Consider the following 19,135-nt stretch of genomic DNA (forward strand, 5'->3'; position numbering starts at 1 on the left):
ACGCCAAAGAAAAACCCCCGAAGTTGGGTGTCCAACTTTCGGGGGTCAGTTCACGACGCGGGATTGATCTTACCAGCGCTGACTACCATACCAGTCGTCGATATCTTTCCGGGCCTGGTCTTTTTCGTAGCCGTAGCGCTCCTGAATCTTGCCTTCCAGCTGCTCGCGCTTGCCGTCGATGACGTCAAGATCGTCGTCGGTGAGTTTGCCCCACTGCTCCTTGACCTTGCCCTTCATCTGCTTCCAGTTGCCTTCAACGCGATTCCAATCCATCGGTGCTCTCCCATTTTGTTTGGCTTGCACCTGTAAATGTCCGAGCGTGCGCAGGGTTCCGCCCAGCGGTCGTTATGTTCGGCGCAACTGTGGCCTGCTGCCACGAAAAGATCACGATTCATTCAGCGGCAGTTCACGCGGCGGGGCGCTAAATCCTCTCATCCCACAAGGAGGGAGATAAGATGCGCAAGATGATTTTAACCGCCGGACTGATTTTGGGCGCCCTGTTTGGCACCGGCGCGAACGCCATGCCTGTCGGTCAACCGTCTGCACCTTCGGCGACCTACATTCAAAAGGTGGACTATGCCTGCGGACGCGGTTTCCATTTGACCCCGCGCGGCTATTGTCGTCCGAACGGGCAGCGTTATGAGCGCGGCTGGGACAGGCGCGACCGCTGGGAAGCCCGCCGTGAATGGCGCGAGCGTCAGGCCAGACGGGAATGGCGCGAGTGGCGCGACCGCAGGGATTATCGCGACCGACGCGACTATTATCGATACTGATCTGGCAAGGCCCTCCCCACCTCGGGAGGGCCTTTCTCATAGGGCCCGGTGAGGTCCTTACGATCCGGAAAAGAATCCCACACCGATTTCGCCGCTCCGGCGGTTGTCGCGCGCATGGCGTATTTTCAGCGCCAGGATCGTCGTCCTTCGCTTGATGAGCTGAAGGCCCACCTTGCGGTGGAAATCGCCAAGTGGGGACCGGTGGTCAAGGACACGAATGCGCAGATGGAACGACCGGTAATGGCCGATACCATCTCGACTTTCCGCTTGCGCATCCAGCTGGTGTGGTGTTTCCGCATCACTCACCAGTCGGTTGCAAAAACCCGCTTGGCAAGCTCCGGCCGTTGAGTTACAAGTCTCGCTACCGCGTCAGATCGAACAAAGGGAGGCGTTGCATGACACCGGCATTCTTCGAAACCCTCCCGCAGGGAATGACCCGACACTAGGTCATATCCATTCGCGGCCCGCCGATTGCGCGCCCGACATGCGGTTTTATTTCCCCCATAGCCCGATTGATCTGACGGGATCACTTCGTCTCCCGCGCGGGCTGTGCCATCCAACTTCCGTTTTGAGGACCGGTCGCCGATTATAGGGCGCTGGGCTGGTAAAAATGACTCGCAAGAAGCTCGATTTCCGCGCCGATGCCTATCGACATGTGCTCGGCTTTGTTTTCAACCATTGGCGTCATCGGCCGGCGCTGGTGGGTTTCATCATCGTTCTGGTGATTGCCAGCACGTTGGCTGAAGTGATGGTGCCGGTCTTTTCCGGCCAGATCGTCGATGCCATTGCCGGTGGAGACGAGGCCGGCAACGGGGCAGATAAGGCGCTGCGCGCCTTTGTCATCGTGGTGTCTCTGGGGCTGGTGAGCGTTGTGCTGCGCTGGTTCATCTTCAACGGCATCATCCGGCTGACGCTGAAAATCATGGCGGATGTCGCCAATAACGGCTTCCACAAGGTGCAGCGTTTCTCCACCGACTGGCATGCCAACAGCTTCGCCGGCTCCACGGTGCGCAAGATCACGCGCGGCATGTGGGCGCTGGATTCGCTCAACGACCTTCTGCTGGTCGCACTTCTGCCTTCCATCGTCATGCTGGTGGGCGCCACCATTGTGCTCGGCAGCTACTGGCCGGTCATGGGCCTGATCGTCGGTCTCGGATCGCTGATCTATATCGGCGTAACCGTGGGGCTTTCGATGGGCTATGTTTCGCCGGCGGCAAGGCTTGCCAATGCCTGGGATACCAGACTTGGCGGCGCGCTGGCGGACGCCATCAGCTGCAATTCAGTGGTCAAGGCCTTTGGCGCCGAGGCCCGCGAGGAAACGCGCCTTGGCCATGTGCTGGTGAAGTGGGATCACCGCACACGCAGGACATGGAAGCGCGGCACGCTGAACGGCACGATCCAGAGCTTCATGATGGTCTCCATGCAGGCCGGCATTCTGGGTACGGGCCTCATCATGTGGCAACAGGGGCTGGCGACGCCGGGCGACATTACCTTCGTGCTGGCGATGTTCTTCGTGTTGCAGGGTTATCTGCGCGATGTGGGGCAGGATATCCGCAACCTGCAACGCGCCGTCAACGACATGGAAGAGCTGGTGCTGCTGGACAAGATGCCGCTCGGCATCGAGGACAGGCCGGACGCCGGACCGATCAGGATCGGAAAGGGCGAGATCGTCTTCGATCACGTCACCTTCCAGTATGGCGCGCATCCCACGCCGCTTTACGATGACTTTTCGGTCACCATCAAGGCGGGTGAACGGGTGGGCCTGGTCGGCCATTCCGGTTCGGGCAAGACAACCTTCGTCAAGCTCATCCAGCGGCTTTACGACATCAAGTCGGGCGAAATCCGCATCGACGACCAGAATGTCGCCGGGGTTACGCAGTCCAGCCTGCGCGGCCAGATCGCCATCGTGCAGCAGGAGCCCATCCTGTTCCACCGCACGCTGGCGGAAAACATCGCCTATGGCCGGCCGGACGCCACGCGGCGTCAGATCGAGCAGGCGGCGAAACAGGCGAGCGCCCATGATTTCATCATGTCCCTTCCCAAGGGATATGAGACGATGGTGGGTGAGCGCGGCGTCAAGCTGTCGGGCGGCGAGCGTCAGCGTGTCGCCATCGCCCGTGCTTTCCTTGCGGATGCGCCGGTGTTGATACTGGACGAGGCCACTTCCAGCCTCGACAGCGAAAGCGAAGTGCAGATCCAGCAGGCGATGGAACGGCTAATGGTCGGCCGCACCACGCTGGTCATCGCCCATCGGCTGTCCACGGTCAGGGCGCTGGACCGGCTGCTCGTCTTCGACAAGGGCAGGATTGTCGAAGAGGGTGACCACCAGGCGCTGATCCGCCTCCATGACGGCATCTACCGCAGGCTGTTCGAACGGCAGGCGCTGGAGCTGACCAAGGGCCTGGTGGCCTGAAAAAAAAGAAACGCCGGGGGTGTTCCCCCGGCGTTCACTACCCGAACATTGAACCTACGCCATCAGCGCGCCGCTTTTTTGCGTAAGGGCGTGTTTCGCGCAACACCAACAGGACGGTGAACCATGGATTTCCACCCGATCGCAAAGCCACAACGCCTTGTCATCAGGGGAACCCATATCCATGTCGCATTCCATCACGCTTTCAGACCTCTCGTGGTCCACACCTGACGGTCATCCGCTCTTTTCCGACATCAACCTTCACTTCGGACCCGAACGCACCGGCCTTGTCGGGCGCAACGGCGTCGGCAAGACGACGCTTCTGAAACTGATCGCCGGCGAGTTGCCGCCGTCCGCGGGCACGGTGTCCGTCTCGGGCAGCGTCAATCTCCTGCGCCAGAGCGTGCAGGTTGTGTCCGACGAGACTGTCGCCGACCTGTTTGGTGCGCGCGAGGCGCTGGACGCGCTCGCCCGTGCGCAGTCGGGAACGGCCACTATCGATGAGCTTGAGGACATTGACTGGATGCTGGAGGAGGAAATTGCCAAGGCGCTCGCGCAGGTCGGGCTGGACGCCTTGCCCTCCACGCCGCTTTCGGCGCTTTCCGGCGGGCAGCGCACGCGGGCCGCACTTGCGGCGCAAATCCACGCCGCGCCGGATTTCCTGATCCTTGACGAACCGACCAATAATCTCGACCGGGAGGGGCGCATTTTCGTTGCCGATTTTCTGGCGGCCTGGCGCGGCGGAGCGATCGTCGTCAGCCACGATCGGGAGCTTCTCGAAACCCTCGATGCCATCGTCGAAATGACCACGCTCGGTGTTACCCGTTACGGCGGCAACTGGAGCCACTACCGCGCACAAAAGGCGCTGGAGCTGGCCGCCGCCGAACAGGACTTCGCGAATGCGGAAAAGCGTCTGTCCGAGGTCAGGCGCCGTTCACAGGAGGCGTTGGAGCGCAAGGCCCGCCGTGACAGCAGGGGTGCCGCAAAAGCGGCGAGGGGAGACATGCCCCGTATCCTTGTTGGTGCGATGAAGAGGCGTGCCGAAAAGACGAGCGGCGACAACGCCAATCTGGCCAGCCGCCTGACGGCCGAGGCGACGGACGATCTGAATACGGCGCGGGAACGGATCGAAATCCTGCAGGGCGTCAGTGTTACATTGCCGCCCAGCGGCCTGCACACGACAAAAACCGTGCTCAGCCTGCAGAACCTGACTGCGGGGTATCGGGCCGAACACCCCGTGCTTCGCGACCTGTCCTTCGAAATTACCGGGCCGCAACGCGTTGCCGTAACCGGCCCGAACGGATCGGGAAAAACGACGCTGCTTTCGGTGATCACGGGGGACTTGCCGCCGTCTGAGGGGGTGGTACATGTCGGGGTGAAGTCCGTGTTTCTCGATCAGCAGGTCAGCCTGCTCGACGCGAGCCTGTCCATCCGCGACAACTTCCTTCGGCTCAATCCGAAGGCGGGGGACAATGCCTGCCGCGCCGCCCTTGCGCGCTTCATGTTTCGTGCCGATGCCGCCTTGCAGATCGTTGCAACACTCTCGGGCGGGCAGATGCTCAGGGCAGGTCTCGCCTGTGTTCTGGGAGGCCCGCAGCCTCCGCAATTGCTGATCCTTGATGAGCCGACCAACCATCTGGATATTGATTCCATCGCCGCCGTGGAGGTTGGCGTTCGGGCCTATGACGGCGCCTTGCTGGTCGTCAGCCATGATGAGGCGTTTCTCGCCGGCATCGGCATCGATCGGCGGCTGGAACTTGGAAAGTCAGAGGTGCCTTCCGGCCCTCAGTAGTTCACCGTCACGACGACCGTATCGGAGTAGTTCCCCGGCGCCGGCGTGGTCTGCGCGGGGACGCGGCCATAGACGGTCAGTGTTTGCAAGCCGCCTGTTCCGGTGCCGGTGGCTATCTCGCCTGCCGCACTTCCCCAGACATTCGTGCGGTTTGCGTCGCGGTAGAGACCATAGATTATAGATGCGCCTCCCTGCACCATCTGGCGCGCGGCCGGCGGGCTGTTGCTCAGGCCGCCATTGAGCGCGACACTATAGTTCAGATTGGTGGTGCAGGTCAGATTGATCGCTCCGGTCGCATTGACTGCCGTGTTCAAGACGCCATGACTGCCAAAATCGATGTTCTGGGCCGAGATGATGCATGTGGGCGCCACCGCGGCCGACACGTTGAACGGCACTTGCGTGGGGTTCTGGGTCACGGAAGAGCAACTTGGTGCAAGCAGGGTAAAGGTCGTATAGGTGAAGCTCGTTTCCGCGCCGGCAAAGCTGGAGAGGTATAGGCCGCGCGCTGCCGAGGCCTGACCGGCGTTGATCCGGCCATAGACCGTGCGGCTCGTGGTGTTGATCAGGAGCGGCAACGCCATATCGATTGGCGGAGGCGAACCGAGTGCGGGCTGCGTGACCGATCCCCAGGAGGTCGTTCGCGCCGAGTTCTGGTAAAGCTGGTAGTTGAGGATGTTGCTGCCCTGAAGCATGCGACGGATGCCGCCCGACTGTCCGCCGCTTCCGGCATTGATGTTGGGGCATATGCGGATGGAAAGCCCCAGCGACAACGGGTTGGAACAGGTGACCGACAATGTCGCCGTCGTGTCCACGGCGCTGCCGCTTGCGAGATTGACGAAACCGAAATTCATGTCCGACATGCTGAAGGTGCAGCTTTGCGCCAGGACCGGTGAAGCCGAGAGGAAGGCTGCGATGGCAAGGGCGGCACGGGTCAGGGCCTTCATTGGATGCTCCTGCATAGGGCTTCGAAAGTTGCGCGCGTCTCGCCGGCAGAGGGGTCGGCAGAGGGCACGGTGATCTGTGCTTCGCAAGCGCCCTTCGTCGGCTGCTTGATGCGGAGCCGATGCGTTTCGCTGATATTGTCGAGATAGGCCTGTCCGTCATAACCGACGATAAAATCGCGCTTGCCGTCAATTTTGCCGGTCGATCCGGTTTCGATGAACTCGCCGCTCTCGCCTTTCAGCGTCACCAGCGCCACCTGTCCCTCGGTTTCCACCTTGAAATTGACCACGGCCCCCGCGCGGTCGGTCGGCGTCACGGTCTGTTTCGTGCGGTCTATGCGGGCGTCGACCGGAAGATTGCTGGGGTCGAGCGTGATGTTATTGACGTCGTAGGAACGAAGGTTCGGAAGCAATATCTTGCCGCGGCGGTTGGTCTGGCCGATGGGGCGGTTTTCCAAAAGGATATCGACGCCGGGCGCGCCCGCATCCACCACGGCGAAAGCGTCATCGATCCGGTTGCCGACAAAGACATCGCCGCCGGCGAGCGCTATCGATCCTTCGATCTGCGCATAGGCCTGTGTCGTGCGGTTGAATTGATCGACGCCGGCCGAAACGCGGGCGGTGCTGCCGCGGTAACTGCCGGAAACGGAGGCGATATCGTTGCCGCCGGTCGAGCCGCGCAGGCGCCAGCCATAACTTCCCTCGGCCTGTTCTTCGGATTTTCCGACCTCTGCTGTCAGCGAATAGCCATCCGCATCCGACGACATGCCGGCCGAGCCGGAGACGCCACCGCCGAACGACCAGGACAGGCCCGCGAAGACGCCGTAGGATTGGCTGTCCTCAAGGTCCTTATAGGCGGTGATGAAGATATTGCCGTTCTCGCCGAACGGCCGCGTGGCAGAAAGGCCGAGCAACCGGGATTTCCTTTCATCGAAGGTTTCCACCTGCGTATAGGAAAAGTTCAGGCTCGTTTCATCGAAAGCAAGCTGTGTGGAAACGGAAATCTGATCCACGGCACGCGGCGGCCGCGCGCTCAGCAGGCCGGAGATCGTCCTGAGTGTCGAGCTATCGGCGGAGACCGACGCCATGTCGTGATAATCGCCGAATGCCCGTTGCGACCGGGCCTGAAATTTGAGCCCGAGCAATTCGGCTTCGACGCTTGCGGAGAGCTGGTGGCCGCTTTCCTCGCCAAAGCGGCTGGATGCACCGGAAATCGCCGCCAGCCCATGGGCTCCAAGCGTGAAGACGCCGCCAAGGCCGATATTATAGAAATCCTCGCCGCCTTCCGCATGGCCCTCAAGCGTCAGGCCATCAGACAGGCCGTAACGAACCGTCGCCGATCCGAGCAATTTTTCGTCGTAATCGAAGGAAGAGGTTCCGTAATTGCGCCGGGCAAAACCGAGCTCCGCTGAAAAATCGACGAGACCCTTCGCCAGCAGGTCCGGTGACGTATAAAAGGGCGTTTCGGATACGGTTTCGCGGCCCAGCGCATCCCGCACCACCAGCCTCGCATTGCCCGCGCCGCTGATAACGGGAAGATTGGTGATGGAAAACGGGCCTTCGGGAACATCCTGCGACAGACGGCGGATGTTGTTGACATAGACGTCGACAGTGGAGGGCACGGCCGCTGAACCGGCAAATTCCGGCATCGGCATGGTGACGATATCCGGCCGCAGGTCGAAATTGCGGCGGATCTGCAGGCCGCCGAGCCGCGTTGGGCGTGTCCAGCTCAGCCCGCCGGTAATGAGATCGCCGGCCCGGTAGCTCGTCAGCGTTTCTTCGTGTGAATAGCTCCAGGTGGTATCGAGGCGCTGGGTATCGAACTCCGACAGGCGCGATGTGCTCAAAACATGCGATGAGGAGAGCACGCCGAGCGGACCGAAGGCCCTGCTTTCCAAAAGGGCCGAGACACCGTTGAAATCGGCGATGTCAGACCATTTGTTGCCGCCGGAGGAACCGTAGATCGTGTAATTCACCAGACCTCCAAAATCGCTCGTGGCCTTTTCCCGGGTCTCTTCGTGTTCTTCCTGCGCAATCTTGCCGGAGGCGTCGATCACCCTGTTTGCCCGTGCCGCCATCGGCAGGGTGAAATGCATGGACTGGCTACCTTCATCGTAACGCGCCACCACATCCGGCAGCCGGGAAATATCGATCCAGCCATCATCGCCGGCAGCGCTTTCAACCGGAGAAATCCCGATATTGTTCAGCTGTTCCGGTTCGATCAGAAACGATCCGGCGTCGTTTTGACGAAATGTGGCGATCAGTTCTGTCGAAACATCGTTGATGTAGACTTCGAGCTGCAACCGTCCCGCTTCTTTTGCGGCAAAAGAGGCCGGTTGCGCCGCAGGAGGTATATCCTGCGCCACGGAAAATTTGCCCGATGAAATGACCGTCAGAGCGGCAATCGTCAAAACGGCGAGATCAGCCGCCCGAGACGCGCGCCGTCGCATTGACGGGGCCGCCTTCGCTGTCTGCCGAAATCTTCAGCGTGCCGCCGCCTCTCTTGCCGCCCGTTGCCGGAACCACAAAGCTTGCGGCGGATCCGCCAAGCACATATCCCACCAGCCCCTGCTGCCGGGCAATCGCCTGCCCGTTGCCGCCGGAAAGCATCAGGTTGGCGATCCTTATCCGCCTCTCGCCCGTATTTGACACCGAGACCCGGTAGCCATTGCCCTGCGGCGTTATCTTCCAGGCCGGTTCCGCATCACCTGTGGAAGCGGGCGAGAAGAAAACGGGTATGGAGTGGCGCACCACCAGATTAACCGTGCCGGATTGCGGTCTTCCCGCCGGCGGCAACTCATCGACGATGACGCGGTAGCTCTCTTCGGCGCGCAGCGGGGCCTTGGAAAGCCGGACGATGCGGATAAGGTTCTCCGCACCGCCCTTCAGCTGCGTCATCGGCGGGCTGGCGACGACGTCCTGCGCCGCCGTATAGACGTCCTGCCCATTTTTCTGGGTCCAGCGGAATATTCTGACCTGAACGTTGATCGGGGTTTTCGCATCGTTCCAGATGCGGAGGCTGGAGGCCGCCGTGGGCGCTTTAAGATCCAGAAGTACGGGGGCGACCCGCAGCGATGCAGCCTGTGAAGATGAAACAGTCAAACCGGCAAAAAACGCAGCCGCTAAGGTAAAAACACGCATGCGCGATCCTCCCTGTGGCGATCAGTAGTTGAGCGTGGCCGTCACCGTATCGGTATAGACGCCGACCGCAGGTGTCGTCTGGGCAGGAACGCGCCCATAGACAGTGAATGTCTGTGGCGCTCCGGTTCCCGTTCCCGTTTGCCGGTCCGTTCCCACAGTGTTGCCCCACACCGTGCTATGCGCCGCAGTTGTATAAAGGGAGTAGGAAATGGTCGCGCCGCCAGGCGATGTCATCAGACGGTTGGCGACCGTTGCGCCCGAGCCAGCGCCGGCGCTAAGGCCGAGACTGAAAGGGGTACTGGCTGTGCATTGCACGACAATGTCGCTGGTCGCATCGATATTGCTGCCGATCACACCATTCGTGCCGAAATCAAGGTTGCCGGCGGAATTGATCTGGCATGCGGCCTGAATGGTGATCTGGACATTGAAATTCGTCGTGGCGACCTGGGCGACGCCGGATGCCGGGGTGAGGACCAGCGCCGCAAATGATAACAAATAGCCTGATGCTGCAAACTTCATGCTGCCTCCCCAAGCTGCTGCGCTGCCGGTTTTTCGATGCGCAACATGCAATTACGCCAATAACGGGTAATTAGAATAATCTAATACTCGTCCTGATTTGGTTAATAAATCCTTAAAGCTGACGTCTGAAAAACCACTGGCTGAAATGCGGCGGCTGCCACAATCAAAAGTGCCGCGGCGTGATCGCAAAGCACACGATCGGCGCTAAAACCCGTCTACGGCTTTTTTACTGAAATGCGACATCTTGTCAGCCGGCGCCGGTTGGCGTACTCGAAATCGACAGAAACCCGGGCCGATCAACAGTACCGTTCGGTGAGGCTGTGTTCGGCTCCATAGACACCATGACGTTGGGATTGCGATGAACCTTTACCTGGATTACCTGGCTGAAATCAAAAGCAGAGAAACACTGGGTCTCGCACCCAAACCCATTGATGACGGCGCGCTGACGGCCGAAATCATCGAGCTCATCAAGGATGCCGGCAGCGAATACCGCGCCGATGCGCTGAAGTTCTTCATCTACAACACCCTGCCCGGCACCACGAGCGCCGCCGGCGTCAAGGCCGCCTTCCTGAAGCAGATCATCCTCGGCGAAGCGATCGTGCCGGAGATCACGCCTTCCTTTGCGCTGGAGCTGCTGTCGCACATGAAGGGCGGCCCGTCGATCAAGGTGCTGCTCGATATCGCGCTCGGTAACAACGCTGCGATTGCCGCCCAAGCCGGTGAAGTGCTGAAGACCCAGGTCTTCCTTTACGATGCCGACATGTTCCGCCTGCGTGACGCCTACAAGGCCGGCAACGCCATCGCCAGGGACGTTCTGGAAAGCTACGCCAAGGCAGAATTTTTCACCAAGCTTCCCGATGTCGAAGACGAGATCGAGATCGTTACTTTCATCGCCGCCGAAGGCGATATTTCGACCGACCTTCTGTCTCCCGGCAACCAGGCGCATTCGCGCTCGGACCGCCAGCTGCACGGCCAGTGTATGATCTCGCCGGAAGCGCAGGCGGAAATCGTCGCGTTGCAGCAGCAGCATCCGGACAAGCGGGTGATGATGATCGCCGAAAAGGGTACGATGGGTGTCGGCTCGTCGCGCATGTCCGGCGTCAACAACGTGGCGCTGTGGACTGGCAAGCAGGCCAGCCCCTATGTGCCCTTCGTCAATTACGCTCCCATCGTCGCCGGCACCAACGGCATCTCGCCGATTTTCGCCACCACCGTCGATGTGACCGGCGGCATCGGCATCAACCTGAAAAACTGGGTGAAGAAGCTCGGCGAAGACGGCAAGCCGATCCTCAACAATGACGGCAACCCGATCCTCGAACAGAAATATTCGGTCGAAACCGGGACCGTGTTGAAGATCGATTCCAAAAACTACAAGCTTCGTGACGAGAACGGCACGGAACTGGTGGACCTCGCCTCTTCCTTCACGCCCCAGAAGATGGAGTTCATGAAAGCCGGCAGCTCCTATGCTATCGTCTTCGGCAAGAAGCTCCAGACATTCGCGGCTGAAACGCTTGGTGTTGAGGCCACTCCGGTCTTCGCGCCCAACAAGGAAATTTCCATCGAAGGCCAAGGCCTCACTGCGGTTGAGAAGATTTTCAATCGCAACGCCGTCGGCGTCACACCCGGCAAGGTGCTGCATGCCGGCTCCGACGTCCGCGTCAAGGTCAACATCGTCGGCTCGCAGGATACGACCGGCCTGATGACCGCGCAGGAACTGGAAGCAATGGCGGCCACCGTCATTTCGCCGCTGGTGGACGGCGCCTACCAGTCGGGCTGCCACACGGCCTCCGTCTGGGACAAGAAGGCGCAGGCCAACACGCCGAAGCTCATGGCCTTCATGCACAATTTCGGCGTCATCACGGGTCGTGACCCGAAGGGCGTCTATCATTCCATGACAGATGTGATCCACAAGGTGCTGAACGACATCACCGTGGATGACCGGGCAATCATCATCGGCGGCGACAGCCACACCCGCATGTCGAAGGGCGTCGCCTTCGGTGCCGACTCCGGTACCGTCGCGCTGGCGCTTGCAACCGGTGAAGCGACCATGCCGATCCCGCAATCGGTCAAGGTTACCTTCAAGGGCACGATGCAGCCCTATATGGACTTCCGCGACGTGGTGCACGCCACGCAGGCGCAGATGCTTCAGCAGCACGGCGACAACGTCTTCCAGGGCCGTATCATCGAAGTCCATCTCGGTACGCTGCTTGCCGACCAGGCCTTCACCTTCACTGACTGGACGGCCGAAATGAAGGCCAAGGCGTCGATCTGCATTTCCGAAGACGAGACGCTGATCGAGTCGCTGGAAATAGCCAAGTCGCGCATCCAGATCATGATCGACAAGGGCATGGACAATTCCGCACAGACCCTGAAAGGTCTGATTGCTAAGGCAGATCAACGTATTGCCGAAATCCGTTCAGGTGAAGTGCCAGCCTTGAAGCCGGACGCGAATGCGAAATATTTCGCGGAAGTCGTGGTAGATCTCGATGTCATCAACGAGCCGATGATCGCAGACCCTGACGTCAACAATAACGACGTTTCCAGACGCTACACGCATGACACAATCCGCCCGGTTTCCTACTACGGCGCGACAAAGAAAGTCGATCTCGGCTTTGTCGGCTCGTGCATGGTACATAAGGGTGACGTGAAGATCGTTGCGCAGATGCTGCGGAACCTCGAAAAGGCCGAAGGCAAGGTCGAGTTCAAGGCACCGCTCGTCGTCGCTGCACCGACCTACAACATCATCGATGAGTTGAAGGCGGAAGGAGATTGGGAAATCCTCCAAAAATATTCCGGCTTCGAATTCGATGATATCAATCCGAAGACCACGAACCGCACCGAATACGAAAACATCCTTTATCTCGAGCGCCCGGGCTGCAACCTTTGCATGGGCAACCAGGAAAAGGCGGCAAAGGGCGATACGGTTCTTGCGACATCGACTCGCCTCTTCCAGGGCCGCGTGGTTGAAGACAGCGCCGAAAAGAAGGGTGAATCGCTCCTGGCCTCCACCCCGGTCGTCGTGCTTTCTGCCATCCTCGGCCGCACGCCGAGCATCGAGGAGTATCGTTCTGCTGTCGATGGGATCGACCTGACGAAGTTCGCTCCGCCGAAGGTAACGCCGATCGATTCCCAGTCGGTGCACTACTAAGATTGTGAGCGTCGCGGCGCGCGGCTGTAAGACGCCCGCGCTGGCGCTGCATCAACCAACGAGAAGAGCGGGGAGAAATCCCCGCTGTTTTTATGGGCCGGTGGTGTTGCGATGTAAGCGACGCGAGACCAAAAACGTTTCACGGCTTGGCCGTCGCGGATTTTTGCGTTAACTAGGCTCGATGATAAAAACTTCGAGTATCACCTGCATCTAGCTCCCGCCGTTGCGTGAGGAGCATCGAGCGAAAAGCCGACAGGCTTGACGCTTGGCGTCGGTTTGCCTTGAGGCAAGCCAGTGCGAACATATGCAGTGAGATTACCCCAATGGAAAACTACTTCGAAAGCCCGTTCCGGGGCGTCACGCTTGACAAGCAGGTCAAGAACCCAAACCTCGTGGTCGGGAAATATAGCTATTATTCCGGTTATTATCACGGCCACAGCTTTGAGGACTGCGCCCGTTATCTGTTGTCGGATGAAGGCGCGGACAGGCTGATAATCGGGAGCTTCTGTTCGATCGGTTCGGGCGCCGCCTTCATCATGGCGGGCAATCAGGGTCATCGCAACGAGTGGATCAGCACCTTCCCGTTTTTCTTCATGCCCGAAGTGCCGGAGTTTGAAAACGCCGGCAACGGTTATCTGCCAGCGGGCGATACCGTCATCGGTAACGATGTCTGGATAGGCTCGGAAGCGATCATCATGCCCGGCATTACGGTTGGTGATGGCGCAGTGATCGGAACGCGGGCGCTGGTGACGAAGAATGTCGAACCTTACGCCATCGTTGGCGGCAATCCCGCAAAGACGATCCGCAAGCGGTTCGATGACGGCAGTATCGCCATGCTGATCGAGATGAAATGGTGGGATTGGCCGGCTGAGCAGTTGCAGGCTGCAATGCCGCTCATGACCAGCGGCAATGTCGCGGAGCTTTATCGGTTCTGGCAATCCGATAAGTCCCAGTCGTAAAATCCCCGGCCCGCCTCATTGCGGCGGGCCGGAATTTCCTCAGGATCAAATTGGCGAACCGCTGGCGATTTTTGACAGCTCCGACGTGTTGAAAGGAAGTTTGCCTCTTGGCGCGATTGGAGTATCACAATCAGCTTGGCCCATTACAGGACGCTTTCGGCAGTTGCGACCTCATCCGTCGCAGCCTCACTTCCAGCTGCCGTCTGACCTGCGCGTCGCCCTGGGCCGTGGCAACGGTGATGCCTTTTAGCCAAGCCGCCGTGGCCCCTTCATTGTCGCCCAATCGCAACAGGTTGAGGCCAAGCTCCGCCCAGGCGGCGGAATAATCCGGTTTTTGCCGGACCGCTTCCTGAAGATGCCGCACAGCTTCCGGAAATTCCCCGGAGGCTGCAAAGGACTTGGCTAGCGAAAAGCGCAGAAGCGCGCTGTCTCGGCCGCTGTTCAGAATGTTCGTCAGCTGCTGTTTCATCAAATTATCCAGGACCATTTGTCGGGTTGGGTTTGGGAGAGCAGTCGTGCCCCCCGCATCAGTCGAGGTTACGGGATACGGCCTCGAGAGTGGTTGAGGTCAACAGAGATCGTTGATGAAAACTTGTCGCGTCGTATTTGGTTTTGTTTAACCGCGTCGTTTGAAAAGCCCAACCTCCGGTTTTGTAGGCCTAGCTTCCTCATGGCTTTTCCAGCAAGGAGCGAGTTCGCCGTTCTTAATCGCAAGCAAGGCCAGCATGCCCCTCCAAAAAAACAAAGACCGAGAGGAATACTCACAGCATCTGCTTCTTCTGTGCCGCATCGCAGCATGGCTTGGCCTTGCGCTTGGGGCGGGTTGGTTCGTGTTCTTTGCTCTGACGGGACGGTGGAATATCGCAATCAGCCTTCTTGTGCTCGGTGCAGCGGTCATTCCTTGCTGGCTGATTTGCCTGAAGGGCCATTTTTCATGCGGTCTTATCCTCGCCCAGATCGCTTGCACCCTGTTTGTGTGCTGGTATTCGGTTTCGATCGATGTGCAGGACGCGGCAGTGCCCAGAACGACACACCTTTACCTGCTCGTCATCGTCTTCGTTGGCTATATGAATTTTCAACGCCAGCGCTCGATCCCCCAGTTCATGGTCATTTCGTCCGGTCTCATAGCTTTCATTTTTCTGTGTGCCTCCGCTGCGAGCTTCCCTTTCCATATCTCGATCTCGCAGGAAGTGAGAAGCGTCAGCGCATGGTTCAACGGCATTTTCGCGACGAGTATGTTGTGCGGAGGCGTCGCGGCGATGCAGGCTCAATTTCGCAGCCAGACAAAAAACGCATTGGAGTTGCGGACTGCGCTTTCCAACGGGCAATTCGAACTTTTTTATCAGGCGCAGGTGCGTGCGGACGGCTCGGTGAGCGGAGCAGAAGCGCTTTTGCGCTGGAACCATCCGAAACGGGGCAAAATATCACCGGCGGAATTCATTCCACTTGCCCAACGCACGGGCTTTATGCCGACAATCGGCGAATGGGTGATTGTTGAAGCTTGCAAGACCCTGGCAAGATGGCAGGAAAACGCTTCGACCCGTCACTTGACGCTTTCGATCAACATCACTGCGGATCATTTCGTGGATACGGGATTTGCCGCTCAGCTTCGCGAAGCCGTTTCGTCTAATGCCATTGACGCACGGTTACTCAAGCTGGAGTTGACCGAAAGCGTTTTTCTTTCGGATATAGAAGCCGCCATCGCCAAGATGAAGCTCCTGCATCGCGCGGGGTTTGCGATCGCGCTTGATGATTTCGGAACCGGCTATTCGTCTCTCAGTTATCTTCGTCAATTGCCGTTGAAACAGCTCAAGATTGATCGCAGCTTTGTAAAGGGCGTGAGCGAAAACGGGCGTCTTTCCGCAATTACCAAAAACATTGTCAGAATGGGACACGACCTCTCTCTGGAGGTCCTTGCCGAAGGCGTGGAAACAGAGGCCGAATTGCGCATGATGTTGTCATACGGCTGCGAGTTTTTCCAGGGCTACTTTTTCGCAAGGCCCATACCACTGGAGGAGTTTGAGCAGTATGCGGCTCGCGCTCGAGCGCATTGAACACCTTTATCCATGGGCGACGGGCCGCGTTTGCGCGCCTGGCCCTCGAACGTCTGCGCCATAGAGGACAAGAACCGGTTGTCATAAACTGGAACCAGACACCCGATGAGGCCGGATTTCGAACTCCTCAAGCCGCGGGCTCGCAGGTTGGTGGTGTAACGTTGCGCCTTGGCAAGCGAGAGAATCTTGCCGGCAGTCTCTTCCGAAATCCGCCGCTTGCGCCACGATCCGTTCAACACGGCGCTGACCCTCGAGGCTGATGCGCGAACGGAAAGGTTCTATCTACCCGTGCTGACCGACTTCACCATGAAATTCACCGTAAGACGGAAGCGAGAAATTCGCGTGTGCGGTCTTCTTTCGGCTGGCCGAAAATCTCGTCCGGTTTCCCCTGTTCGCAGATGCGGCCCTTGTCGAAGAAGCAGACGCGGTCCGAGACTTCCCGGGCAAAGCGCATTTCGTGGGTGACGAGAAGCATCGTCAGGTCATGCTCATGGGCCAGGTCGCGGATGACGGACAGCACTTCGCCAACCAGTTGCGGGTCCAGTGCCGAGGTCGGCTCATCGAAAAGCAGGACACGCGGACGCATGGCAAGCGAGCGGGCAATGGCGACGCGCTGCTGTTGCCCGCCGGAAAGCTGCACTGGATAATGATCCTTCTTATCCACAAGCCCGACCATCTTCAGCAATTCGATTGCGCGCGCCTCCGCCTCTGCGCGGCTGATGCCCAGAACCCGCACCGGCGCCTCCACGATATTGCGAAGGACGGTCATATGGGGAAAGAGATTGAAGCTCTGGAACACCATGCCGACGTGATTGCGGATCTGGCGAAGATGCTTTTCGGAGGCTTTGAAAGGTCCTTTGCCGCCCGGCTCCTGGTAGGACATGTCCGCAAGCCTCAGTCTTCCCTCCTGGAACGGCTCCAGCGTCATGAGAATGCGCAGGACCGTTGATTTGCCGGAGCCGGATGGACCGATGAGGGTGACTTTTTCGCCCTTCGCGACGCTGAAATTGAACCGGTCGAGGACTGTCAGAATGCCGAAGCGTTTCGTGACATCGGAAAATTCGATCAGTGGCTGGTTGGTGGTGTTGGTCATCGCAAGGGAATTCCTGCTTTTGGAAGCGCTCTTTGCAGGCGGCTGAGGCCTGCCGAGCAGATTATGGTCAGAAGAAGGAAGATCAGGCCCACAAGCGTCAGCGGTACCAGATATTCGAAGGTGCGCTCGCCGATCATATTGGCAAGCCCCATCATTTCTAGAACCGTGACGACGGATAGCACCGGCGTTTCCTTGATCATGGCGACAAGATAGTTGCCCATGGCCGGCACGATGCGCGGGATCGCCTGCGGGATGATGACGTCCCTGTAGGTCTGCATGTGCGTGAGATTAAGCGCCGTCGCCGCTTCCCATTGGCCGTGATGCACCGCCTCGATGCCGCCGCGATAGACTTCGGACGTATAGGCGGCATATTGCAGGCCGAGCGCCAGTGCGCCGGTGAGAAATGCCGGCAGGACAATGCCGAAATCCGGAAGCACGTAATAGAGAAAGAACAGCTGCACAAGAAGCGGCGTATCGCGCAGGAATTCGACAATCAGCGCGGTTGGCCAGGAGATCATCCTGACGCGGCTGCGGCGTAGCAGTGCAAAGACGAGCCCCAGAACCAGCGCAATGGCAAAGCCGGCGGCGGCGGCCTTCAGCGTCACCGTGAGCCCGATCAGAATGATGGGCAGGATGGAGGTCGTGTAGGTGAGCCAGGTGGTCGTATCCCATTCGTAACCATACATCATGAGCAGATATCCTTACGAATGGCGCGTGCGCGGGAAGACGTTGCCGCGCCGCACGAAGCGTTCGATCACCCGGATGACGACCATCAGGATCAGCGACATCGCGAAATAACAAAGCAGCGTAATCGAATAGATGATGGCGCTATCGAGCGTCAGGTTGCGGATCGACTGCGCCGCAAAAGTGAGATCGGCAATCGAGATCAACGACACGAGCGATGAAAGCTTCAGCGTTTCGATGGCGAGATTGCCGAAGGCCGGCATCATCTCGACAACGGCCTGCGGCAGCGAGATGCGAAACAGCGTCTGCATCCGCGTGAAGTTCAGCGCGCGTGCGGCCTCCAGCTGCTGCACCGAGACGGAGGATAGCGCGCCGCGAACAATTTCCGCGCCGTAGCCTCCGGCATGGGCGGCAAGCACCAGCACCCCCGTCGTGATCGGATCGAAGCTCAACCCGACCAGCGGTAGGGCGTAGTAGAACCAGAAAAGCTGCACCAGCAGCGAGGTGCCGCGGAACACTTCCGTATAACAGAGCGCGATTGCCGACAGGATCGGTCCACCCTCGACGCGCAGGATGCCGAAGAAAAAGGCGAGCACCGTGCCGACGGCAAGGGCTGCGAGCGTAATCGTCATCGTGACGACCGCGCCTTGCCATAACATCGGCAGATAGGCAGTCATGTCCATCTGGAGATTTCCCGAATTCCCGAGGAACGGCGCCCGGTTATGCCCGGGCGCCGGCTGGCATTATTTGCCGGCGCAGAGATCGGCGACCTTCTTTTCGGCCGCTGCCGCAATACTCTGTTCGGACAGGCCGTATTTGGTGAGGATTTTTTTGTAGTCGTCCGTCTTGCGGAATTCCACGAGCGCCGCGTTGAAGGCGTCACGCAGCTCCTTGTCTTCCGGGCGGAAAGCGAAACCGCCGTAATTGCGCACCGGCGCATCCTTCACGACCGGATCTGTGAAAGGCGTCACCTGCTCGACGTTCGCCTGACCCTTGGCGAGTTCCGAAACTGTCAGTTCCGTGGCCGCATAGGCGTCGACTCGGCTTTGCACGGTGGGAATAGCGTCGGCATTGGCAGGGATGAACACGATCTGCTCTTCCTTGACGCCGACTGCGCGCAGGAAATCGACGTTGTTTGCGCCGGAAACAACGGCGACCTTCAATGAGGGGTCCTTGGCGATATCGGCGTAGGTGGTAAGCTTTTTCGGATTGCCTTTCTTCACCAGTAGTCCTTCGCCATAGGACGAGTTCGGTTCGGTGAAGGCGACCTGCTTGCAGCGCTCCGGCGAGATGTTCTGTTCGGCGGCCGCAAAATCGAAGCGACGAGCTTTGAGGCCAGGGATCAGCGTGCCGAAGGGCGTCACCGTCCAGTTGACCTCTTCGATACCCATCGTTTTCAGAACCGCATTGGCCACATCCGGGCCGATGCCGGCGGAGGTGCCGTCTGGCTGCATATAGGAATAGGGCACTTCATTGGCCGTGGCGGCGCGGATATAGCCCTGGCTTTTGACTTCTTCGACGGTGAGCGCGCTGGCTGACGTCACGCCGATGGTGAGAGCGAGGGCGGAAAGCCCGGCTAGTCTGATCATACGCATGTTCTTACTCCTCTGGTTGGGTTGCG

At 59.3% G+C, this 19,135-nt stretch carries 17 protein-coding genes and 1 pseudogene; 7 read left to right on the forward strand and 11 right to left on the reverse strand.

The annotated features are described in order from the left end of the window. Nucleotides 1-69 precede the first annotated feature (69 nt). The gene (locus tag O9X91_RS19770) at nt 70-273 is read right to left on the reverse strand and encodes a CsbD family protein (protein ID WP_077983870.1); all 204 of its coding nucleotides are present in this window, start codon (nt 271-273) and stop codon (nt 70-72) included. Nucleotides 274-455: 182 nt separating this feature from the next. Here O9X91_RS19770 and O9X91_RS19775 point away from each other — a divergent pair, with 182 nt between their 5' ends. From O9X91_RS19775 to O9X91_RS19790, 4 genes are all read left to right on the forward strand, one after another. Continuing rightward, nucleotides 456-773 carry a GCG_CRPN prefix-to-repeats domain-containing protein gene (locus O9X91_RS19775; RefSeq protein ID WP_137411117.1) on the forward strand — a complete coding sequence of 106 codons (318 nt, stop codon included), beginning with the start codon at nt 456-458 and terminating at the stop codon, nt 771-773. Nucleotides 774-887: 114 nt separating this feature from the next. Then, nucleotides 888-1,121, forward strand: coding sequence for a hypothetical protein (locus tag O9X91_RS19780; protein ID WP_077983868.1), 234 nt, complete (start codon nt 888-890; stop codon nt 1,119-1,121). Between the two features lie 262 nt (nt 1,122-1,383). Next, nucleotides 1,384-3,186: an ABC transporter ATP-binding protein gene (locus O9X91_RS19785; RefSeq protein ID WP_269833881.1), complete on the forward strand. Its 1,803-nt coding sequence runs from the start codon at nt 1,384-1,386 to the stop codon at nt 3,184-3,186. A 181-nt stretch (nt 3,187-3,367) separates the two neighbouring features. Further along, nucleotides 3,368-4,975 carry an ABC-F family ATP-binding cassette domain-containing protein gene (locus O9X91_RS19790; RefSeq protein ID WP_269833880.1) on the forward strand — a complete coding sequence of 536 codons (1,608 nt, stop codon included), beginning with the start codon at nt 3,368-3,370 and terminating at the stop codon, nt 4,973-4,975. Here O9X91_RS19790 and O9X91_RS19795 read toward each other — a convergent pair. Genes O9X91_RS19795 through O9X91_RS19810 form a run of 4 tightly spaced genes read right to left on the reverse strand, consistent with a single transcriptional unit; the run spans nt 4,969 to nt 9,576 of the window. After that, complete coding sequence (locus O9X91_RS19795) at nt 4,969-5,919, reverse strand: Csu type fimbrial protein (RefSeq protein WP_077983865.1); 951 nt, start codon at nt 5,917-5,919, stop codon at nt 4,969-4,971. The genes O9X91_RS19790 and O9X91_RS19795 overlap by 7 nt on opposite strands. Next, entirely contained in the window at nt 5,916-8,366 is a 2,451-nt protein-coding gene (locus O9X91_RS19800; protein WP_269834366.1) for a fimbria/pilus outer membrane usher protein, read from the reverse strand. The genes O9X91_RS19795 and O9X91_RS19800 overlap by 4 nt, the downstream gene beginning before the upstream one ends. Continuing rightward, nucleotides 8,338-9,057, reverse strand: a complete 720-nt coding sequence (locus tag O9X91_RS19805; RefSeq protein ID WP_137411112.1) for a fimbrial biogenesis chaperone — start codon at nt 9,055-9,057, stop codon at nt 8,338-8,340. The genes O9X91_RS19800 and O9X91_RS19805 overlap by 29 nt, the downstream gene beginning before the upstream one ends. 21 nt (nt 9,058-9,078) lie before the next feature. Next, complete coding sequence (locus tag O9X91_RS19810) at nt 9,079-9,576, reverse strand: Csu type fimbrial protein (protein WP_142913812.1); 498 nt, start codon at nt 9,574-9,576, stop codon at nt 9,079-9,081. 358 nt (nt 9,577-9,934) lie between these two features. Here O9X91_RS19810 and O9X91_RS19815 point away from each other — a divergent pair, with 358 nt between their 5' ends. Beyond that, nucleotides 9,935-12,724 carry a bifunctional aconitate hydratase 2/2-methylisocitrate dehydratase gene (locus tag O9X91_RS19815; protein WP_142913811.1) on the forward strand — a complete coding sequence of 930 codons (2,790 nt, stop codon included), beginning with the start codon at nt 9,935-9,937 and terminating at the stop codon, nt 12,722-12,724. A gap of 323 nt (nt 12,725-13,047) precedes the next feature. Continuing rightward, complete coding sequence (gene catB / locus O9X91_RS19820) at nt 13,048-13,683, forward strand: type B chloramphenicol O-acetyltransferase (RefSeq protein WP_142913810.1); 636 nt, start codon at nt 13,048-13,050, stop codon at nt 13,681-13,683. 130 nt (nt 13,684-13,813) lie between these two features. Here catB and O9X91_RS19825 read toward each other — a convergent pair whose 3' ends face one another. Further along, nucleotides 13,814-14,152 carry a tetratricopeptide repeat protein gene (locus O9X91_RS19825; protein ID WP_142913809.1) on the reverse strand — a complete coding sequence of 113 codons (339 nt, stop codon included), beginning with the start codon at nt 14,150-14,152 and terminating at the stop codon, nt 13,814-13,816. A 256-nt stretch (nt 14,153-14,408) separates the two neighbouring features. Between O9X91_RS19825 and O9X91_RS19830 the strand changes: the two genes are divergently transcribed. Next, the gene (locus O9X91_RS19830; RefSeq protein ID WP_142913808.1) at nt 14,409-15,737 is read left to right on the forward strand and encodes a putative bifunctional diguanylate cyclase/phosphodiesterase; all 1,329 of its coding nucleotides are present in this window, start codon (nt 14,409-14,411) and stop codon (nt 15,735-15,737) included. Nucleotides 15,738-15,748: 11 nt separating this feature from the next. Here O9X91_RS19830 and O9X91_RS19835 read toward each other — a convergent pair. The 5 genes and pseudogenes from O9X91_RS19835 to ehuB all read right to left on the reverse strand — a co-directional run. Then, a pseudogene (locus O9X91_RS19835) lies at nt 15,749-15,973 on the reverse strand (LacI family transcriptional regulator); the annotation flags it as partial. 77 nt (nt 15,974-16,050) lie between these two features. Further along, nucleotides 16,051-16,830, reverse strand: coding sequence for an ectoine/hydroxyectoine ABC transporter ATP-binding protein EhuA (ehuA, locus tag O9X91_RS19840; protein ID WP_173991687.1), 780 nt, complete (start codon nt 16,828-16,830; stop codon nt 16,051-16,053). Then, nucleotides 16,827-17,519 (reverse strand): ectoine/hydroxyectoine ABC transporter permease subunit EhuD, encoded by a 693-nt coding sequence (gene ehuD / locus O9X91_RS19845; RefSeq protein WP_269833878.1) that lies wholly within the window; start codon nt 17,517-17,519, stop codon nt 16,827-16,829. Before ehuD ends, ehuA begins: the two co-directional genes overlap by 4 nt. Nucleotides 17,520-17,531: 12 nt before the next feature. Beyond that, nucleotides 17,532-18,197 carry an ectoine/hydroxyectoine ABC transporter permease subunit EhuC gene (gene ehuC, locus O9X91_RS19850; RefSeq protein WP_269833877.1) on the reverse strand — a complete coding sequence of 222 codons (666 nt, stop codon included), beginning with the start codon at nt 18,195-18,197 and terminating at the stop codon, nt 17,532-17,534. Between the two features lie 60 nt (nt 18,198-18,257). Further along, nucleotides 18,258-19,109, reverse strand: coding sequence for an ectoine/hydroxyectoine ABC transporter substrate-binding protein EhuB (gene ehuB, locus O9X91_RS19855; RefSeq protein WP_173991688.1), 852 nt, complete (start codon nt 19,107-19,109; stop codon nt 18,258-18,260). Nucleotides 19,110-19,135 lie beyond the last annotated feature (26 nt).

Source organism: Agrobacterium salinitolerans, assembly GCF_027498475.1.
GTDB classification, from domain to species: Bacteria; Pseudomonadota; Alphaproteobacteria; order Rhizobiales; family Rhizobiaceae; genus Agrobacterium; species Agrobacterium salinitolerans.